13 protein-coding genes are annotated in these 16573 nt (G+C 71.0%); all 13 read right to left on the bottom strand.

Going from position 1 to position 16573, the window contains the following annotated elements; genetic code table 11:
• Positions 1 to 14 precede the first annotated feature (14 nt).
• The 13 genes from purB to infB all read right to left on the bottom strand — a co-directional run bounded on the left by purB (position 15) and on the right by infB (position 16479).
• On the bottom strand, positions 15 to 1328 hold the full coding sequence (gene purB / locus D7Y04_RS19075) for an adenylosuccinate lyase (RefSeq protein ID WP_120599044.1): 1314 nt from the start codon (positions 1326 to 1328) through the stop codon (positions 15 to 17).
• Positions 1325 to 2284 (bottom strand): ABC transporter substrate-binding protein, encoded by a 960-nt coding sequence (locus D7Y04_RS19080; RefSeq protein ID WP_171809677.1) that lies wholly within the window; start codon positions 2282 to 2284, stop codon positions 1325 to 1327. Before D7Y04_RS19080 ends, purB begins: the two co-directional genes overlap by 4 nt.
• Complete coding sequence (locus D7Y04_RS19085; RefSeq protein WP_121760229.1) at positions 2284 to 5325, bottom strand: SUMF1/EgtB/PvdO family nonheme iron enzyme; 3042 nt, start codon at positions 5323 to 5325, stop codon at positions 2284 to 2286. Before D7Y04_RS19085 ends, D7Y04_RS19080 begins: the two co-directional genes overlap by 1 nt.
• A 113-nt stretch (positions 5326 to 5438) precedes the next feature.
• Positions 5439 to 5894, bottom strand: coding sequence for a dUTP diphosphatase (gene dut, locus D7Y04_RS19090; protein WP_120599047.1), 456 nt, complete (start codon positions 5892 to 5894; stop codon positions 5439 to 5441).
• A gap of 75 nt (positions 5895 to 5969) precedes the next feature.
• The gene (locus D7Y04_RS19095; RefSeq protein ID WP_121760230.1) at positions 5970 to 6980 is read right to left on the bottom strand and encodes a M23 family metallopeptidase; all 1011 of its coding nucleotides are present in this window, start codon (positions 6978 to 6980) and stop codon (positions 5970 to 5972) included.
• Between the two features lie 11 nt (positions 6981 to 6991).
• Positions 6992 to 7789, bottom strand: a complete 798-nt coding sequence (locus D7Y04_RS19100) for a hypothetical protein (protein ID WP_121760231.1) — start codon at positions 7787 to 7789, stop codon at positions 6992 to 6994.
• Between the two features lie 274 nt (positions 7790 to 8063).
• On the bottom strand, positions 8064 to 10220 hold the full coding sequence (gene pnp / locus D7Y04_RS19105; protein ID WP_121755226.1) for a polyribonucleotide nucleotidyltransferase: 2157 nt from the start codon (positions 10218 to 10220) through the stop codon (positions 8064 to 8066).
• A 374-nt stretch (positions 10221 to 10594) separates the two neighbouring features.
• Positions 10595 to 10864 carry a 30S ribosomal protein S15 gene (gene rpsO, locus D7Y04_RS19110; RefSeq protein ID WP_014398807.1) on the bottom strand — a complete coding sequence of 90 codons (270 nt, stop codon included), beginning with the start codon at positions 10862 to 10864 and terminating at the stop codon, positions 10595 to 10597.
• Between the two features lie 125 nt (positions 10865 to 10989).
• On the bottom strand, positions 10990 to 11319 hold the full coding sequence (locus D7Y04_RS19115; RefSeq protein WP_120599794.1) for a hypothetical protein: 330 nt from the start codon (positions 11317 to 11319) through the stop codon (positions 10990 to 10992).
• On the bottom strand, positions 11320 to 12183 hold the full coding sequence (gene truB, locus D7Y04_RS19120) for a tRNA pseudouridine(55) synthase TruB (protein ID WP_121760232.1): 864 nt from the start codon (positions 12181 to 12183) through the stop codon (positions 11320 to 11322).
• Positions 12184 to 12193: 10 nt separating this feature from the next.
• Complete coding sequence (gene rbfA, locus D7Y04_RS19125; RefSeq protein WP_120599792.1) at positions 12194 to 12553, bottom strand: 30S ribosome-binding factor RbfA; 360 nt, start codon at positions 12551 to 12553, stop codon at positions 12194 to 12196.
• On the bottom strand, positions 12550 to 13158 hold the full coding sequence (locus D7Y04_RS19130) for a DUF503 domain-containing protein (RefSeq protein ID WP_120599791.1): 609 nt from the start codon (positions 13156 to 13158) through the stop codon (positions 12550 to 12552). Before D7Y04_RS19130 ends, rbfA begins: the two co-directional genes overlap by 4 nt.
• 120 nt (positions 13159 to 13278) lie before the next feature.
• Positions 13279 to 16479 carry a translation initiation factor IF-2 gene (gene infB / locus D7Y04_RS19135; protein ID WP_121760233.1) on the bottom strand — a complete coding sequence of 1067 codons (3201 nt, stop codon included), beginning with the start codon at positions 16477 to 16479 and terminating at the stop codon, positions 13279 to 13281.
• Between the last annotated feature and the right edge of the window lie 94 nt (positions 16480 to 16573).

Here is a 16573-nt window from a genome sequence, read left to right on the forward strand (position 1 = left end):
AGCCGCGCGGCGCTTCAGCTGGCGCGGCCGAAGACGCGCTGGAACACCGCGTCCATCTGGCGCGTGTGGTAGCCCGGGGAGAAGCAGTCGGAGACCTCCTCGGGCGTCATCATCTTGAGCAGGTCCGCGTCGTTCAGCAGGGCCTGCCGGAAGTCCACGCCCTCCTCGAACATCCTCATCGCGTTGCGCTGGACGACGACGTACGCGGCCTGCCGGTCCATGCCCTTGCGCGCGAGTTCCAGCAACAGGCGCTGCGAGTTCACCACGCCGCCCAGCAGGTCCAGGTTCTTCTTCATCTGCTCCGGGTAGACGCGCATGTTCTCCACCAGGCCCGCGAAGCGGTGGAGCATGAAGTCCAGCAGGACGGTGGCGTCCGGACCAATCACGCGCTCCACCGACGAGTGCGAGATGTCCCGCTCGTGCCACAGCGCCACGTCCTCCATGGCGCTCACCGCGTAGCCGCGCAGCAGGCGCGCCAGTCCCGTGAGGTTCTCCGACAGGATGGGGTTGCGCTTGTGCGGCATGGCGCTGCTCCCCTTCTGTCCCGCCGTGAAGGGCTCCTCCACCTCGCGCACCTCCGTGCGCTGGAGGTGGCGGATTTCGACGGCGAACTTCTCCAGGCTCGCGCCGACCAGGGCGATGGCGGTGAAGAACTCCGCGTGCCGGTCGCGCTGCACCACCTGGCTGGAGGCGGGCGCGGGCGTGAGGCCCAGCTTCTGGCAAACGTGCTCCTCCACCGACGGAGGCAGGTGCGCGAACGTGCCCACCGCGCCGGAAATCTTGCCCACGGCGATGGTGTCTCGCGCGTGCTGGAGGCGCGTGCGGCCCCGGCGCAGCTCGTCGTACCAGATGGCCAGCTTGTGCCCGAAGGTGATGGGCTCCGCGTGGATGCCGTGGCTGCGGCCCATCTGCAGCGTGTGCTTGTGCTCGAAGGCGCGCTTCTCCACCGCGGCCATCACGCGGTCCATGCCCTTCAGGAGCAGGTCCACGGAGTCGCGCAGGGTGAGGCCCAGCGACGTGTCCAGCACGTCCGAGGACGTCATGCCCAGGTGCAGCCAGCGGGCGCTGGGGCCCACGCGCTCCTCCACGAAGGTGAGGAAGGCGATGACGTCGTGCTTGGTGGTGCGCTCGATCTCCTCGATGCGCGCGGCGTCCGCTTCGGTGAAGTCACCGGCGCGGGCGAGGCAGTCCGCCAGCGCATCCTTGGGGGCGAGGCCTTGCGCGACCATGCCCTCCAGCGCGGCGAGCTCCACATCGCGCCAGCGGCGGTAGCGGGCGACGTCGGACCAGAGGGAGGCCATTTCGGGACGGCTGTAGCGTGGAATCACTCGTAGACCTTCACGGCAAAGTCCCGGCGCGCCGCGAACCGGAGCACTTCCAGCGCGACGTCACAGGACGGACCTGACTTCTTCGCGGCGGTGACGTTGAACGAGAGGTCCAGGCCTTCGGGCCGCGCCACCGCCAGCGCGCCGGGGTCGACCTTCTCGAGGATGATGCGATTCGCCAGCCTCCCCGCCTGCTGACCGAGCGCCAGCGGGGCCGGCGAGAGGGCCAGCGTCGCGCCCTCCTTCACCTGGCTGGCCGTGAGCGCCACCAGCGGCACCTTGCGGGAGGCACTGAAGGCGATGAGCGCCTGGACGACGGAAGCGTTGCCCACGGTCTTGTCCGCAACCATCAAGAGGCCGTCCACCTTCCCCGCCGCGCCCTCCAGCACCTCGCCCACGCGCTCCTGCGCCTCCACGGCCAGCGGGACGATGGTGAGCCCCAGGCCAGCGCCAGCGGAGCGGGCCTGCGCCACCGCGCCCGCCGAGGAGCGCGGGTCATGCAGGATGCCCACGCGCTTCGCGCCAGGAGCCACGGCCTTGAGCGCGGCCAGCTCCGGCCCGAAGTCACTGGTGAGCGCGATGCCGGTGACGTTGGAAGCCTCCAGGCCGTACTTCTCGTGGTACGGCACCATGGCGAAGAGCACGGGCACGTCCTCGCCCAGCGAGCGGCGCGCGGCGTTGGCGGCCAGCGGCCCCAGGGCGAGCACCAGCGCGGGCTTCTGCGCGGCCAGCGACTTGAAGACGCGCGCGGCCTCCGTGGGGCTTTCCTCCAGGGTCAGCTCGGTGACGTCCGCGCGGGCCTCGGACGTGAAGCCGGCGAGGAAGGAGGCGTACGGCGCCAGGCTCGAGGACTTCACGGCCACCACGCGGGGCCGGGCAGGACTTCGCGAGGAAGCCTGCGCGAGGGCGACGACGGGCAGGAGGAGCGTGAGGAGCGCGAGCCTCCGGAGCGTCCTCATCACGGCGCGTCTTGGCAGCAGCGGAAGCCCACGTTCGCGGCCTTCAACGACGGAGCACCCCGGCGGCGCGCGGAGCACCGGGCGGTGTCGCCAGCCGTGTCGAAGGAACCGCCCTTGATGAGCAGTTCCTCGGAGTTGGGGTTGGAGTTGGGGACCTTGGAGGCGGTCCACTCGGCGACGTTGCCGGAGAGGTCCGCCACGCCGTAGCCGGAGTGGCAGGCCTGATTGATTCCGGACTGCGCCAGGGTGCGCACCGCGGCCGCATCCGTCGTGCCGGTGTTGCAGGCCGTCTGGGCCTGCTCTTCGCCGGTGGAGAAGCGCGCGTTGCCAGGGCCCTTGCAGGCCTTCTCCCACTCATCCTCGTTGCACAGCCGCTTGCCGAGTCCTTCGCAGGCGGCCTTCGCGTCGAGCCACGTCGCGGAGACGCGGGGCTTCTTGCCGGCCTGGTTGGGGAACTCGAATTCGTCGACACAGAACGAGTTCACCGGGACGTTGGCCATGGGCATTTCGTCGGAGGAGCCGGACGCCTGCAGGTCCTCCGGGGACGCGCCCATCTTGAAGCTGCCGCCGCTCACCAGACGCATGCCCGCCGGACAGGAGCCCGTGGCCAGCATGCCGTCCCCCGCGGCGGCGGTTGCGGGCGTGGGGCTGTTCTTCGCGGCCTGGGCCTGGCGCAGGCGCAGGTAGAGGTAGCCGCCACCCGCGCCCAGCGCGATGCCGGCCACCGCGAGGATGATCATCCACACCATCGAACTGGGGCCGGAGCGGGCCGGCTTCGCCTGCGTGGCCCGCGTCGTGGGAAGCGTGTGCAGGCCGGAGGTGGAAGGCGGCAGCCGGCGCGCCGAGGAGCGGACACCCGATACATCCGGCGGGGGTTCGCCCTTGCGCGAGCGGCCGCCCGTGGAGTTCTCACCGTGAACGCCAGAAGCGCGGACCGCGCCCTGGGCCGCCGAGGCTCGCGGGGCGCGGGGACCCGAGGGCTCCGAGCCGCGCGAGTTCACCGACGACACCGCGCCCGAGGCCCGAGGATTGCGGCCACCGCGGCTGGAGGAACGGGACTCCGAGGGTTCGTCGTCGTCGGAGCTCCGGCCGGCGGCTGCATCCGCGCTCCGTTGGCTGGGGCGGCTGTCGGAGGACGCCTCACCGCCGCGGCCAGAGCGCCCGCCGCCCGACGAGGACTCACCGCGACCGGAGCGCTCGTCACTCAGGGCGGCTTCACCGCGACCGTTGGAGCGCGCGTCGCCAGCGGCGGCCTCGCCACGGCCGTTGGAGCGGCCCTCGCCCGATGCAGCTTCACCGCGACCGTTGGACCCGAGGTTGCCCGAGGAGGACTCGCCGCGACCGGAGCGCCCGTCACTGGATGATTCGCCGCGACCCGAGCGTCCATCGCCGGACGAGGCTTCACCGCGACCGGAGCGCCCGTCGCTGGACGCTTCACCCCGACCGTTGGAGCGAAGGTCGCCCGAAGAGGCTTCACCGCGACCGGAGCGCCCCTCGCTCACGGCGGCTTCACCCCGACCATTGGAGCGCCCGTCGCTGGAAGAGGACTCACCGCCTCCACGGGCCGAGGAGCGCGCCTCAGCCGCGCCCTCCGCGGAGCGAGCACCGCGAGGATCCGCCGGGAACGACGGCTCCTCTGCCTTCGCGAAGATGCGCATCACCGGCTCGGCGGCCTTGGCCGGAGCCGCGCGCGGTTCCTCCGCCGGGCGCGAGGCCGCACGGACCTCCTGCTGCGTCGCCGCGTCGGGGACCTGCCCCAGGAGCCGAGGGTCCTGCGCCGCCTCCGCACCCTTGCGGCCCGCCGGCGCCACCGCGCGCATCTCCTGCTGCGTCGCCGCGTCCGACACGGAGCGCGCTTCCGGCCCCGTGATGTAGTCCAGCGCCTGCGCGTTCGAGCCCAGGATGGCCGCCAGCGTCGCCGCGTCCAGCGGCTGCGTCGCATCCGGCGGAGGCGAGTCGTCCACCGCCGGAATCGGAGCGGCCGGCGTGGGCGCGCTCGCCACCGGCATCATGCCCGTGGGCACCGGCGGCAGCGGCTTGTTCGCCGCGCGCGCGGCCACCGCGGACGGCGGCAGTGCGCCCGACGCGGGCATCGCGCGCTGCCTCGACGCCGCGGCCGGGTGCCGATGCACCAGCGCCGCGAACTCCGCGTGCAGATCACCGCCCGACTTCGGACGGGCCAGCGGGTTCACGTTGAGCGCGCGCCGGTAGAGGGACTCGAACGCGGGCGGCAGGTCCGGATGCCGCACCGACACCTCGGGAACTCCGCCGTCCTCCGGCAGGAGGCCCGTCACCATCTCCCCCATCAACACGCCCAGCGAGTACACGTCCATGCGCGTGTCCAGCTCCGCGCCATTCACGTACTCGGGGGCGATGTACGCCGCCGCCCGGTGCCCCTTCTGCGCCTGCACGAAGGGCAGGTGCGGCACCGCGAGCCCCAGCCCGTAGTCCGACACCTTCAACATGTCCGGCAGGACGAAGACGTTCTCCGGCTTCACGTCCGAGTGCGGCCCGAAGCGGTGCGCCCCGTCCAGCGCCGCCGCCATCTGCGCCAGCAGCGGCTCCACTTCCTTCAGCGTGAACAGCTGCCCCTTCGCCGCGCGCTGCTCCATCATCCGGCGCAGCGAGAGCCCTTCCAGCAGCTGCATGGTGAAGAAGGGCCGGTCCCCGTCCACGCCCTCCTCGTACACGCGCACCAGGTTGGGGTGGTTGAGCTTCTTGCCCACCCGCATGGACAGCGCGAACTGCGTGCGCTCCTCCGGCTGCTGCACCAGCCGGGGCTGGATGACCTTCAGCGCCACCTCCACGTCGATGGCCTGGTCCTGCGCGCGGAAGACGAAGCCCAGAGGCCCCGACCCTACGACCTCCTGGATGGCGTAGCGGTCCGCGACGACGTCGCCCGGCTTGTACGGCGCGCCTTCCGTGCCTCGCTTGCGCGCCGCCCCCGCCGCCTGACGCGCGGCCGCGTCGAACTTCTGGCCACACGTGGCGCAGGTTTCACTCGTATCGGGGACATGGCTGCCGCAGCGGTAGCAGAGCAAAGCAGTGAAACTCCGGAACGGGGCCGCGGGGGGGCGGCCTCCCTGGCGGACGGCCGGGGGGCTCCATTCTGCCCGCTCCGAGGCCGTTGAGGAACGACGTTGCGCGCCGGGCCCTAGCGGCCGGTGGACCCGAAACCTCCGTCCCCCCGGGAAGTCACCTCCAGCACCTCCACCTCCCGCAGGGTCGTGGCCGTCACGGGGGCCACCACCAGCTGGGCCACCCGGTCGCCCCGACGCAGGGTGAAGGGAGTGTTGGACAGGTTCACGAGCAGCACCTGCACCTCCCCCCGGTAGTCCGCGTCCACCGTCCCGGGGGAGTTGAGGCACGTCACCCCGTGCCGGAGCGCCAGCCCCGAGCGGGGTCGCACCTGGCCCTCGAAGCCCGGAGGCAGCGCGAAGGCCAGCCCGGTGGGGACGGCCATCCGCTCCAAGGGCTGGAGCACCCGCTCCCCGTCGATGTCCGCCCGAAGGTCCAGCCCGGCGGCCAGCTCCGTCTCATGGCGCGGCAGGGGCAGCGGGTCCGGATGCGAGCGCACCCGGCGCACGGGGACGGTCAGCGAGGGGTCCATGCCCTCCGCCGTAACACGCACCCCGGCCCCCCTCTACTTCCTGGCGGCGACGTCACGGGTCGTGTGGCCGGCCTGTCACAGCTCGGTCGCGCCGTCCGCCATGCGCAGGGCGGTGCGGAACCCGAACGGGTCCACCGGCCGAGCGGCCAGCTCCAGCTGGTAGTGCAGGTGTGGCCCGGTGGACCGGCCGGTGCTGCCCGACAGCGCGATGGCCTGCCCCTTCTCCACCCGCGTGCCCGCCTTCACCAGCAGCTCCGAGTTGTGACAGTACGCCGTCGTCACACCCCGCCCGTGGTCCAGCACCAGCACGCGGCCGTTGACGGAGTCCTCGCTCGCGCGGCGCACCACGCCCGCGGCCACCGCCGTCACCGTCGTGCCCGAGCGCACCGCCAGGTCCACTCCCGTGTGCATCCGGCGCGTGCGCAGCGTGGGGTGGACGCGGTAGCCGAAGGGGCTCGTCACCGGGGCGCTCTCCGACACCGGCCACCCGAGCATCAGCGCCGTGGACAGCGCCAGCGCCTGCGCGGCGCCCACGGAGGAGCCCTCGAAACCGGGGGGCAGCTGCTTCGCCAGGCGCTCCAGACTGAGCGCCCCACCCTCCGCGTCCACCCGCTCCAGCGCGAAGCGCGCGGGCACCCGCCCGGCGAACACCGCCGTCACCCGCGCCTCCTCCGACGGGAAGTCCGTGGCGAGCGCGTCCAGCATCCGCCGCGTCGCCGCCGGTCCCTTCGCCGGATCCACCAGCGTCTCCGGAGCGATGCCCAGCTCACGAGCCAGCGCGAGCGACGGCTCGCGGGCCTTCGGCTCCAGGGCCTTCAGCGCCGCGTGCGTCCCCCACGCCAGCGCCTCCGCGCTCGTGGGCACGCGAGTGAGCAGCGCGGCGGGCAGCGCGTCCGGCACGGGCATGGCCGTCCCGCTCACGCCGTCGTAGTACGCGAGCAGCGGCCGGGCCGTGGTGCGCGTGTTGAAGGCCCAGGCGCCAGCGCGACGCAAGAGCGCGCCCGCGGGCGTGTGGTGGTACGCGCACCAGACGCAGAGCAGCGCGAAGGTGAAGTCCAAGAGTCCCCGGGCGCGTCGAGCGAACATGCGTCAGGGCCTCAGCGAAGGAAGGACAGCACCGGAGCCGCGTCCCAAGCCGCCGCCAATCCCAGGGGCGCCACCAGCAGGCAGCCCAAGAGCCCGCGAGTCCAAGCCCGCCGCGAACCCACCGCTTCACACGCCGCGTCCGCGTGCTGGAGGTTGCGCAGCACCGCGCGCCAGCCCAGCGACACGCTCACCCCGAGCAGCGCCGCCACCGCCAGCCCCCGGGCCGCCCAGTCCGAGGCGACGTCGCCGAACAGTGGCCGCCACGACAGGTACACCGTGCCCTGGACGAGGCGGGCCACCGTGCACGCCCCCGCGAGCACCACGCCCGCGGTGGCCAGCGGCCGCACCCACCGCATCGGAGTGGGCCGCCGCAGACAGCGCCGCAGCAGCGCCTTCCACGACGAAGCCTCCGAAGCGGACGCCGTCACCGGACGCCAGGGCTCCACGGGCCGGGCCGCCTCGGTCTCGCGATAGCCCAGCGCCGGTAGCGCCAGAAGCAGGTCCGCCGCCAGCTCCCAGGCCAAAGCCAGGCCCCGAGCCAGCCGGGTGCGCGTCTCCAGCGACACCCAATCCACCATGGAAGCGAGCGCGGGGAACTGGCCCACCCACCCATCGAACGCGGAGTCCAACCGGTCCACAGCCGTGAGCAGCCGGTCATCCAGCGTGTCCGCCGCCGCGTGCACGCCCACCGCGACCAGCGCGAGCAGGCCCAGCGGCATGAACGCCCAGCGGAACGCCCCCAGGAACCGGGACACGTCCGTGAGGAAGCTGCTCGAAGGCTCCGAGGAGCTGGATGGGTGGACCGGCATGCAGCGCCTCCAGGGCGGTCCCCCATCAACGCGGGAGGCCCTCCCGGGGTTTTAAGCCTCCACCCTGCCAGGACGAAAACACCGCCGGCTCCCGCCTCGGGCGCGCCAAACCTGTCCGACAGTCGGACAGGTTCGAGCGGTGCGCCGCCGCCGGGCGGAGAGCCCCCAGGCCCGCAATGACAACGCCCCGCCCCTTCGCGCCCGGAGGCGGGAGGAGACGGGGCGTTTCCGGTCGCGGCCTTCCTCACGGAGGGCCGCTACACGGGGGCCGGATTCAGGCCTTCGCGTCCGGCGTCGGGGCGGCCGGGGCGGCGGCGGCCGGGGGCGTGCCCTGCGCGGCGGTGCGCTCGGCCATGGCCTCCTTGCGCGACAGGCGGATCTTGCCCGTCTTGTCGATGCTGACGACCTTCACCAGCACCTCGTCGCCCTCGGTCAGCACGTCCGACACGCTCTTCACGCGCTTGTCGGACAGCTCGGAGATGTGGATGAGGCCGTCGGTGCCCGGGAACAGCTCCACGAAGGCGCCGAACTCGGCGATCTTCCGGACGGTGCCCGTGTAGATCTTCCCGATCTCCGCCTCGCGGGTGAGCGCCTGGATCATCGCGATGGCCGCCTTCACCGCCTCGCCGTTCGCGCTGGCGATGTCCACGCGGCCGGTGTCCTCGATGTTAATCGCGGCACCCGTGCGAGCGATGATGTCCTTGATCACCTTGCCGCCCGGCCCGATGACGTTCTTGATGAACTCCGGACGGATCTGGATGGTCGTGATGCGCGGCGCGAACTGGCTGATCTCCTTGCGCGGCGCGTCCAGCGTCTTCGCCATCTCCGCCAGGATGTGCACGCGGCCCTGACGCGCCTGCTCCAGCGCGCGGCTCATGATCTCCGTGGTGAGGCCGGTGATCTTGATGTCCATCTGGATGGACGTGATGCCCTTGGACGTGCCGCAGACCTTGAAGTCCATGTCGCCCAGGTGGTCCTCGTCACCCAGGATGTCGGACAGGATGGCGATCTTCTCGCCCTCCTTCACCAGGCCCATGGCGATGCCCGCCACCGGCGCCTTGATGGGGACGCCCGCGTCCATCAGCGCCAGCGTGCCACCGCACACGGAGGCCATGGACGAAGAGCCGTTGGACTCGAGGATCTCCGACACCAGACGCACGGTGTACGGGAACGAGTCGCTGGCCGGAATCATGTTGCGCAGCGCGCGCTCCGCCAGGGCGCCGTGACCGACCTCGCGACGGCCGGGGCCGCGCAGGGGCTTGGTCTCGTTCACGCTGAACGGCGGGAAGTTGTAGTGCAGCATGAAGCGCTTGAAGGCCTGGCCGCTGAGCAGCTCCAGCCGCTGCTCGTCCTCGCTGGTGCCCAGCGTGGCGACCACGAGCGCCTGCGTCTCGCCGCGGGTGAAGACCGCGCTGCCGTGCGTGCGGGGCAGCACGCCCACCTCGTTGGTGATGGAGCGCACCACGTTGTGCGGACGGTCACCGATGCGGCCACCGTTCACGGTGAGCTCACGCATGTGGTCGTACTTCAGGTCCTCGATGACCTGCTTGGCGTGCTTCTCCACCTGCGGGGTGAACTCCGCGCCCAGCTTCTCCTTGAGCGCCGCGACCGCCGCCTTCTTCGTCTTGGAGAGCGCCTCGTAGCGCGCGCCCTTCTCCTTGATGGCGTAGCCGGCCTTCACGCCCTCCAGCGCCAGCTCGCGGACCTGGTTGCGCAGGCCCTCGTCGATGGTGGCGGGCTTGTCGTAGGAGCGGACCTGCTTCTTCAGCTCCGTGCGCAGCTGGTCCTGGATGTCCAGCGCGGGCTGGGCGTTCTGACGGCCGAACTCCAGCGCCGCCACCATGTCCGCCTCGCTGACCTCTTCCGCGCCACCCTCCACCATCACGATGGCCTCGCGGCTCACCGCCATGACGAGGTCCAGGTCGCTCTGCTCGCGCTGCTTGGCGGTGGGGTTGGCCACGAACTGACCGCCCACGCGGCCCACGCGGATGCCCGCGATGGGGCCGTTGAACGGGATGTCCGACACCCACAGCGCCGCGGAGGCACCGGTGATGCCGTGGATGTCACCCTCGTTCTCCGGGTCCGCGGAGATGACGGACGAGATGACCTGCGTCTCGTAGGCGTAGCCTTCCGGGAACAGCGGACGGAGGGAGCGGTCCACCACGCGGGAGGCCAGCGTCTCCTTCTCCGTGAGGCGGCCCTCGCGCTTGAAGTAGCTGCCCGGGATGCGGCCCGCCGAGTACAGCTTCTCCTGGTACTCCACCGTGAGGGGCAGGAAGTCGATGTCCTTCTTCTCCCGCGCGCTCACCGCGGTGACGAGCAGCATGGTGTCGCCGTAGCGGACCACCACGGAACCGTCGGCCTGCTTGGCCAGACGGCCCGTCTCGATGCTCAGCTCGTTCTCACCAATCTTGACGCTCTTCTTCAACATGTCGTGTGGCCTCTGTGCCTGCTTCGCGTGCGAGGACCCTTGCCAGCCACGGCCCGCCCACGTGCGTGGGGCAGGAGCCGCCCGGAAAAGGGCCCTCTGGATTGAGCGGTCGCCAGGGCCTGAAGCAGGCACATGCCAGACGAACGCTGCCTGTACTGCGGAAACGGGCTCCGTTGCGGAGCGCCGGAGGGATGGACCAGACCTCTTGATCCCTGATCACACCCGCCCACCCATGACTCCGGGTCGGCCGGTCTGAACGGAAACCAAAAGAGCCCGCCTCCACCTCTCCCTCGCCCACTCCTTCGCCCTGAAACGTGCTGCCCAAATGCGCGGGGCGCTGGTGATGTGCCAGCGCCCCGGGTGCTGCTCGAGGACTACTTGCGGATGCCGAGGCCCTCGATGAGCTTCTTGTAGCGCGCCACGTCCTTGGACTTGAGGTAGTCCAGCATGCGGCGGCGCTGACCGACCAGCTTCAGCAGACCGCGGCGGGAGTGGTGGTCCTTCTTGTGGGTCTTGAAGTGCTCGGTGAGCATGTTGATGCGCTCGGACAGCAGCGCCACCTGCACCTCGGGCGAGCCGGTGTCGGACTCGTGGGTGCGGAACTTCGTGACCAGCTCGCTCTTGCGTTCCTGATGCAACGACATGGGCTTCTTCCTGAATCCCGCTCCGGGGTGACCGCTCGTGCCGCCTGGGTCCGCGGAGGGGTACAGACCCGGCCTCATGGTCCTTCTAACGAGCGGGCCGCTTATAAGCTTCACCCCCTGGGGGGTCAACCTTCGCCGACTCTCCGTCCGCCCTTGGGGGGCCGGGACAGTGCGAAGACGTACAACCGGCAACCGCCCGGAATTCCGCCTCCGCCTGGGGAGAGCTCCCGGGCCGAGGCCTCGTCCAGGGCCACGTGCAGGTACGCCCCCCCCGCCTCGCCACCGTCACCCGCCAACAACTGACGTGTACGGGGGTACAAGCGCAGCAGCGCCTCCACCACGTCGCCAATGCCCGCCGTCGCGGGTACGCCCAGGGACAGCTCGCGCCGCCCGTCGAAGGCGCCGCGAAGGCCCGGGGCCACGCTCACGGTGATGTCATGGGTGCGGGTGGCCACTCAGTTGAAAACCCGCTGGTAACGCAGCCGTCCGCCCACCACTTCCGCCATGGCGAGCAGCGCGTCATCCGGGCCCAGCACCCGCACCCGGCCGGGCACGGGGGCGACCTCCACGGGGACGCCGTGCAACACCCGCCGGGCCTCGTCCGCGTTCACCCGGACCGCCGGCAGGTCCGTCAGCGCGTCCGCCAGCGACACCAGCCGCCCGGCCACCGCTTCACGGGACAGGGACGCCAGGTCCCCCAGGGGCAGCGCGCGCGCCAGCGTGAAGGGACCGCTCATCGTGCGCCGCAGCGCCTCCAGATGCGCCCCACAGCCCAGCGCGCGGCCCAGGTCATACGCCAGCGTGCGCACGTAGAAGCCCTTGGTGCACCGCACGGACAGGGTCAGCCGGTCCGCGGAGAAGTCGCGCAGCACCAGCTCATGCACGGTGACGGTGCGGCTGGCCCGCTCCACCTCTTCCCCGGCGCGCGCCAGCTCGTAGAGCCGCTTCCCGGCCACCTTCACCGCCGAGTACATGGGCGGCACTTGGTCGAACGTGCCCCGGAACCGGGCGAGCGCCGCCTCCAGCAGCGGGGCCGTCAGCGGGGGCACCGGGGCCTCCGCCGTGGACTTGCCCTGGGCGTCCTGGGTGTCCGTCTCCACGCCCAGCCGCACCACGGCGTCGTAGGCCTTATCGCCCTCCGTGATGATGCCGGCGACCTTGGTGGCCTCTCCCAGGCACACCGGCAGCACGCCGGTGGCCATGGGGTCCAGCGTGCCCGTGTGGCCCGCCTTCTTCACCTTCAGCAGACCGCGCACCTGCCGGACCACGTCGAAGGACGTGGGGCCCAGGGGCTTGTCGATGACGAGAACGCCGTCCATGAAGCGGGGCCTACCAGCCTTCCTTGCCGCGCACTTCGCGCAGGAGCCGGTCGATCTTATCGCCCTCGCCCACGGACGCGTCGAAGGCGAAGAAGATTTCCGGCGACACGCGCAGGTTGACCGCGGACGTCACCTCGCGGCGCACGAAGCCCTTGGCCGCGTCCAGGCCCTTCTGCGTGTCCGCCTTTTCCTGGTCCGTGCCCAGCATCGAATAGAAGACCTTCGCCACCCGCAGGTCCGGCGACACCTTCACGCCGGTGATGGTGATGAAGCCGATGCGCGGGTCGCGCAATTCCCCGCGCGTCAGCAGGGCGCCAATGGCCGCCTGGATTTCCTGCCCCACGCGCTCGGGTCGTGAATGCGTCGTCATTTCTTCTCCCAATCTCGCGGGTTGCGCAGCGCCCGGGCCTTGGCCCGCGCGTCGTCCAGATTCAGCGTTCCACCGTCACCCGTGGGTCGTGGAGTCCCGGGCCCGGGGCCCGCGCCCTCGTGCCGCTGCTCCCACGAACCCAGCCCCTCCGCCTCCGCCAGCGAGCGGTCGCTGCGCAGGAAGCGGGCAATCGCCGCCTCCGAGTGCGAGTTCGCGTCCTCGGGAGACAGGTGGGCGTCCTCGTCCTCCAGCTCCGGCACCTTCGCCGGAGCACGGAAGGCGCCAGCCACCGGCCCCTTGTCCGAATAGAGCGTGTCCCCGAAGGCGACGATCTCCGTCTCCCGGGCCATCAGCGGCGCGACGTACATCTCTTCGATGAAGTGGATGATCTTCTCCAACTGCTCATCCACGTGCCCGCGCGCGTTGCCCACCACGGCCAGGGCCACCGACGCCTTCTGCCAGAGGTCCTGGTCGTCCACCTCCGCGACGGCCACGTTGAAGCGGGCCTTCACCCGGTCCGTCACCCGGCGGAGCACCTGCCGCTTGGACTTCAGCGAGGCGCTCTCCGGAATCTGGAGGGTGAGGCGTGCGACTCCGACGAACATAGAGGTCCCCCAGGCCAACGGCCGCCGGGCGCGTCATCCACGCCCAGGCGCCGTCGCGTCGTCCATCCCCCGGGAAAGGTGGGGCCTTCCCCGGGGTCCGTCGAGTGCGCCTCTCAAGGACTACGAGAGGCTCTGCCGGGTCTCCTCGATCTCGTAGGCCTCGATGATGTCGCCGGCCTTGAGGTCGTTGAAGTTCTCGATGCCGATACCGCACTCGAAGCCCTGCGCGACTTCCTTCACGTCGTCCTTGAAGCGGCGCAGCGACGCCATCTTCCCGGAGAAGAGCTGCTTGTTCTCGCGCATGAGGCGCACGAACGAGCCGCGCTTCATCACGCCGTCCAGGACGGCCGCGCCGGCGATGGTGCCCAGCTTGGGAACGTTGAAGGTGTTGCGAACCTCCGCACGGCCCAGCTTGCGCTCGGTGCGGATGGGCTCCAGGAGGTTCTCCATCTCCAAGCGAACCCCATCGATGAGCTCGTAGATGATGGAGTAGCTCTGCAGCGTCACCTGCTGCGCCTTGGCCGCGGCCTCCGAGCCCGACTCCGGCTTCACGTTGAAGCCCAGCACGACGCCCTTGGAAGCGGCGGCGCGCATGACGTCGGTCTCCGTGATGGCGCCCACGCCCGCGTCGATGATGACCACCCGCACCTTGTGCGTGGTGAGCTTGTCCACCGCCTGGCGCACGGCCTCCGCCGAGCCCTGCACGTCCGCCTTGATGATGACGCGCAGTTCCTTGGGCCCGCCGCCCGCCTTCGTCTTGGCGAAGAGCTGGTCCAGGGACTCGCGGCTGACCTTGCTGAGCTCGGTCTGCCGCTCCTTCATGCCGCGGTGGTCGGCGATCTGCTTGGCCGCCTTCTCGTCGGAGACGACGTTGATGGCGTCACCCGCGGTGGGCACGCCGGAGAGGCCCACGACCTCCGCGCAGTAGCCCGGCTTCACTTCCTTCACCGCCTCGCCACGGCTGTTGTTCATGGCGCGGACGCGGCCGTAGTGCGTGCCGGTGACGATGGCGTCGCCCAGCTTGAGCGTGCCCTCCTGCACCAGCACCGTGGCCACGGGACCGCGGCCACGCTCCAGCTTCGCTTCCACGACGGCGCCCACGGACGGACGGGAGGGATTCGCCGTCAGCTCGAGGACTTCCGCCTGCAGCGCCAGGTTCTCCAGGAGGAGATCCAGGTTCATCTTCGTCTTCGCGGAGACGGGCACCATGATGGTGTCGCCGCCCCACTCTTCCGGCACCAGCTCCTGGCTCGCGAGGTCCTTCTTCACGCGGTCGGGGTTGGCACCCGGGACGTCCATCTTGTTGATGGCGACGACGATGGGCACTTCCGCCTGCTTGGCGTGCTTGATGGCCTCGATGGTCTGGGGCATCACGCCGTCGTCCGCAGCCACCACCAGCACCACGATGTCCGTCACGTTGGCGCCACGGGCGCGCATGGACGTGAAGGCCTCGTGACCCGGGGTATCCAGGAACGTGACGTCGCCGCGCGCGGTGGACACGCTGTACGCGCCGATGTGCTGGGTGATGCCGCCCGCCTCGCCCGAGGCCACGCTGGCCTGGCGGATGGCGTCCAGGAGGCTCGTCTTGCCGTGGTCGACGTGGCCCATGATGGTGACCACCGGCGGACGGGGACGCTCGTCCTCGGCCTTGGCCGCGACCTCCGGCAGGTAGTCCTCCACCTCGAAGCCGACGCGCTCGACCTTCCAGTGGTATTCGGTGGCGATGAGCTCCGCGGTGTCGGCGTCCAGGATCTGGTTCGCCGTGGCCATCTTCTGCATGCCCATCAGCTTCTTGATGAGCTCCGCGGTGCGGATACCCATGCGCTGACCCAGGTCGGAGACGCTGATGCCCTCCTGGAGCTTGATGACCTTCTTCTCCTCGGCCATCTGGGTGATCTGCGTCTTGGCGCCCTTCTTCGTGGGCTTGCGCTTCTTGCCGCGGACGGGGATCTGGATGCGGCCCCAGACCATGTCCGACAGCTCCTGCTTGGACACGCTGGTCGTCTCAGGACCCGTGCGCTTGCGCTGGCCACGCTCCTTGTTCTTGGAGACGTCCACCAGCTCGCGGCCGCGACCCAGGTGATCCGGGACGACCTTGTACTCGCGCTTCTCCGTGCCCAGCGCCGTGCGGCCCGGGGCCATGGGGTACTGCTTGGCCTGGGTCGTGGTGGGCGTGACGCGGCGGACCTGGATGAGCGGGCGCGAAATCACCACGGCCTGGGTGGCCGTGGGGCGCGCCTGGGCACCCGGCGTGGGCGCGACCTGGGCGTGCGGGACGCCGCCGACCATGATGGTCGGGCCGGTCGGCTGCACCGGGGCTCCCGTGCCGGCCGTGGGCGGCGAGGACGGACGCACCGGCCCCATCTGGCCCGGACGCGCCTGCATGGGCGCTCCCGGACGGTTCATGGGCGGCCCACCCGGACGGCCGCCCTGCATGGGCGCGCCAGGACGGCTGCCAGGCCCACCCGGGCCACCCGGACGGCTGCCGGGACCACCCGGACCACCCGGACGGCTGCCCGGCGGCCCACCAGGGCGCCCGCCCGTGGAACCCGGACGCTGCACGTAACCGGGACCTCGGGAGATGACCGTCGCGGACGTCGACGTGGAAGAAGGCGTCCGTGCGGTGGGCGGGACCGGCGAGCGCGTAGGGGGGTTGGGCAAGCGGGGACTCTCCTGCGTAGGACTGCGCGGTGTCGCCGTGGCCGGGGTCGGCTCGGCGGCCCGGGGCGTCTCCACCACGGCCGCGGGAGGCGGGGTGGAGGGCGGCGTCACGGGCGGGGTGGCGGTTGCGGCAACAGACGGGGTGGCCGGGGCCTCGGGCGCGGACGGCGCCTCCGGGGTCGCGGCGATGGAGGCGACGGTCGCCTCCGGCGGCGTGGCCGTCACGGCCGGGGCCTCCGGGGCGCGGGCCACGGGGGCCTGCTCCACGGCGGTGGACGGCGGCTCCACGGCGACAGGCGCCTGCGAGGCCTCCGGCTCCATGGGAGCCGCGAACTGAGGCTCCGGCTCCGGCTCGTAGGCGGGCTCGTTCGACTGAGCGTAGCCGTCCTGGTTCTCCTGGGCGGACGCACCCGCGGGAGGACCAACCTTGCGGCGCACCACGAAGCCCTTGGCGGCGACGGGCGGGGCTGCCTGCTTGGGCTTGCGCTTGTCCAGGATCTTCTGGACCGCGGCGGTGGCCTGGTCATCGTCCAGGGAGGACGAGTGGCTCTTGACGTCGTAACCCAGCCCGGCGAGCTCGGTCACGACCTCCTTATTGTCGAGCTCAATCCCGTGGCTCTTGAGCTCCTTGGCGATTTCGTGAACGCGCTTCTTCGACATACCTTGATTGGCCTTCTGCTCCGCCGACGACGAGGCCGAGCACCCTAGTCCAAAGCCGAAATTGTGTGCGAGTGGTGCTTAACAGCCACCTCCC

The sequence above is a fragment of the Corallococcus sp. AB038B genome (assembly GCF_003668955.1).
GTDB classification, from domain to species: Bacteria; Myxococcota; Myxococcia; order Myxococcales; family Myxococcaceae; genus Corallococcus; species Corallococcus exiguus.

Excerpts from the sequence above, each read along its gene's own strand:
- D7Y04_RS19080 (WP_171809677.1), bottom strand. The coding sequence starts at position 2,284 with ATGAGGACGCTCCGGAGGCTCGCGCTCCTCACGCTCCTCCTGCCCGTC.
- dut (WP_120599047.1), bottom strand. The coding sequence starts at position 5,894 with ATGGACCCCTCGCTGACCGTCCCCGTGCGCCGGGTGCGCTCGCATCCG.
- D7Y04_RS19095 (WP_121760230.1), bottom strand. The coding sequence starts at position 6,980 with ATGTTCGCTCGACGCGCCCGGGGACTCTTGGACTTCACCTTCGCGCTG.
- D7Y04_RS19100 (WP_121760231.1), bottom strand. The coding sequence starts at position 7,789 with ATGCCGGTCCACCCATCCAGCTCCTCGGAGCCTTCGAGCAGCTTCCTC.
- pnp (WP_121755226.1), bottom strand. The coding sequence starts at position 10,220 with ATGTTGAAGAAGAGCGTCAAGATTGGTGAGAACGAGCTGAGCATCGAG.
- rpsO (WP_014398807.1), bottom strand. The coding sequence starts at position 10,864 with ATGTCGTTGCATCAGGAACGCAAGAGCGAGCTGGTCACGAAGTTCCGC.
- truB (WP_121760232.1), bottom strand. The coding sequence starts at position 12,183 with ATGGACGGCGTTCTCGTCATCGACAAGCCCCTGGGCCCCACGTCCTTC.
- rbfA (WP_120599792.1), bottom strand. The coding sequence starts at position 12,553 with ATGACGACGCATTCACGACCCGAGCGCGTGGGGCAGGAAATCCAGGCG.
- D7Y04_RS19130 (WP_120599791.1), bottom strand. The coding sequence starts at position 13,158 with ATGTTCGTCGGAGTCGCACGCCTCACCCTCCAGATTCCGGAGAGCGCC.
- infB (WP_121760233.1), bottom strand. The coding sequence starts at position 16,479 with ATGTCGAAGAAGCGCGTTCACGAAATCGCCAAGGAGCTCAAGAGCCAC.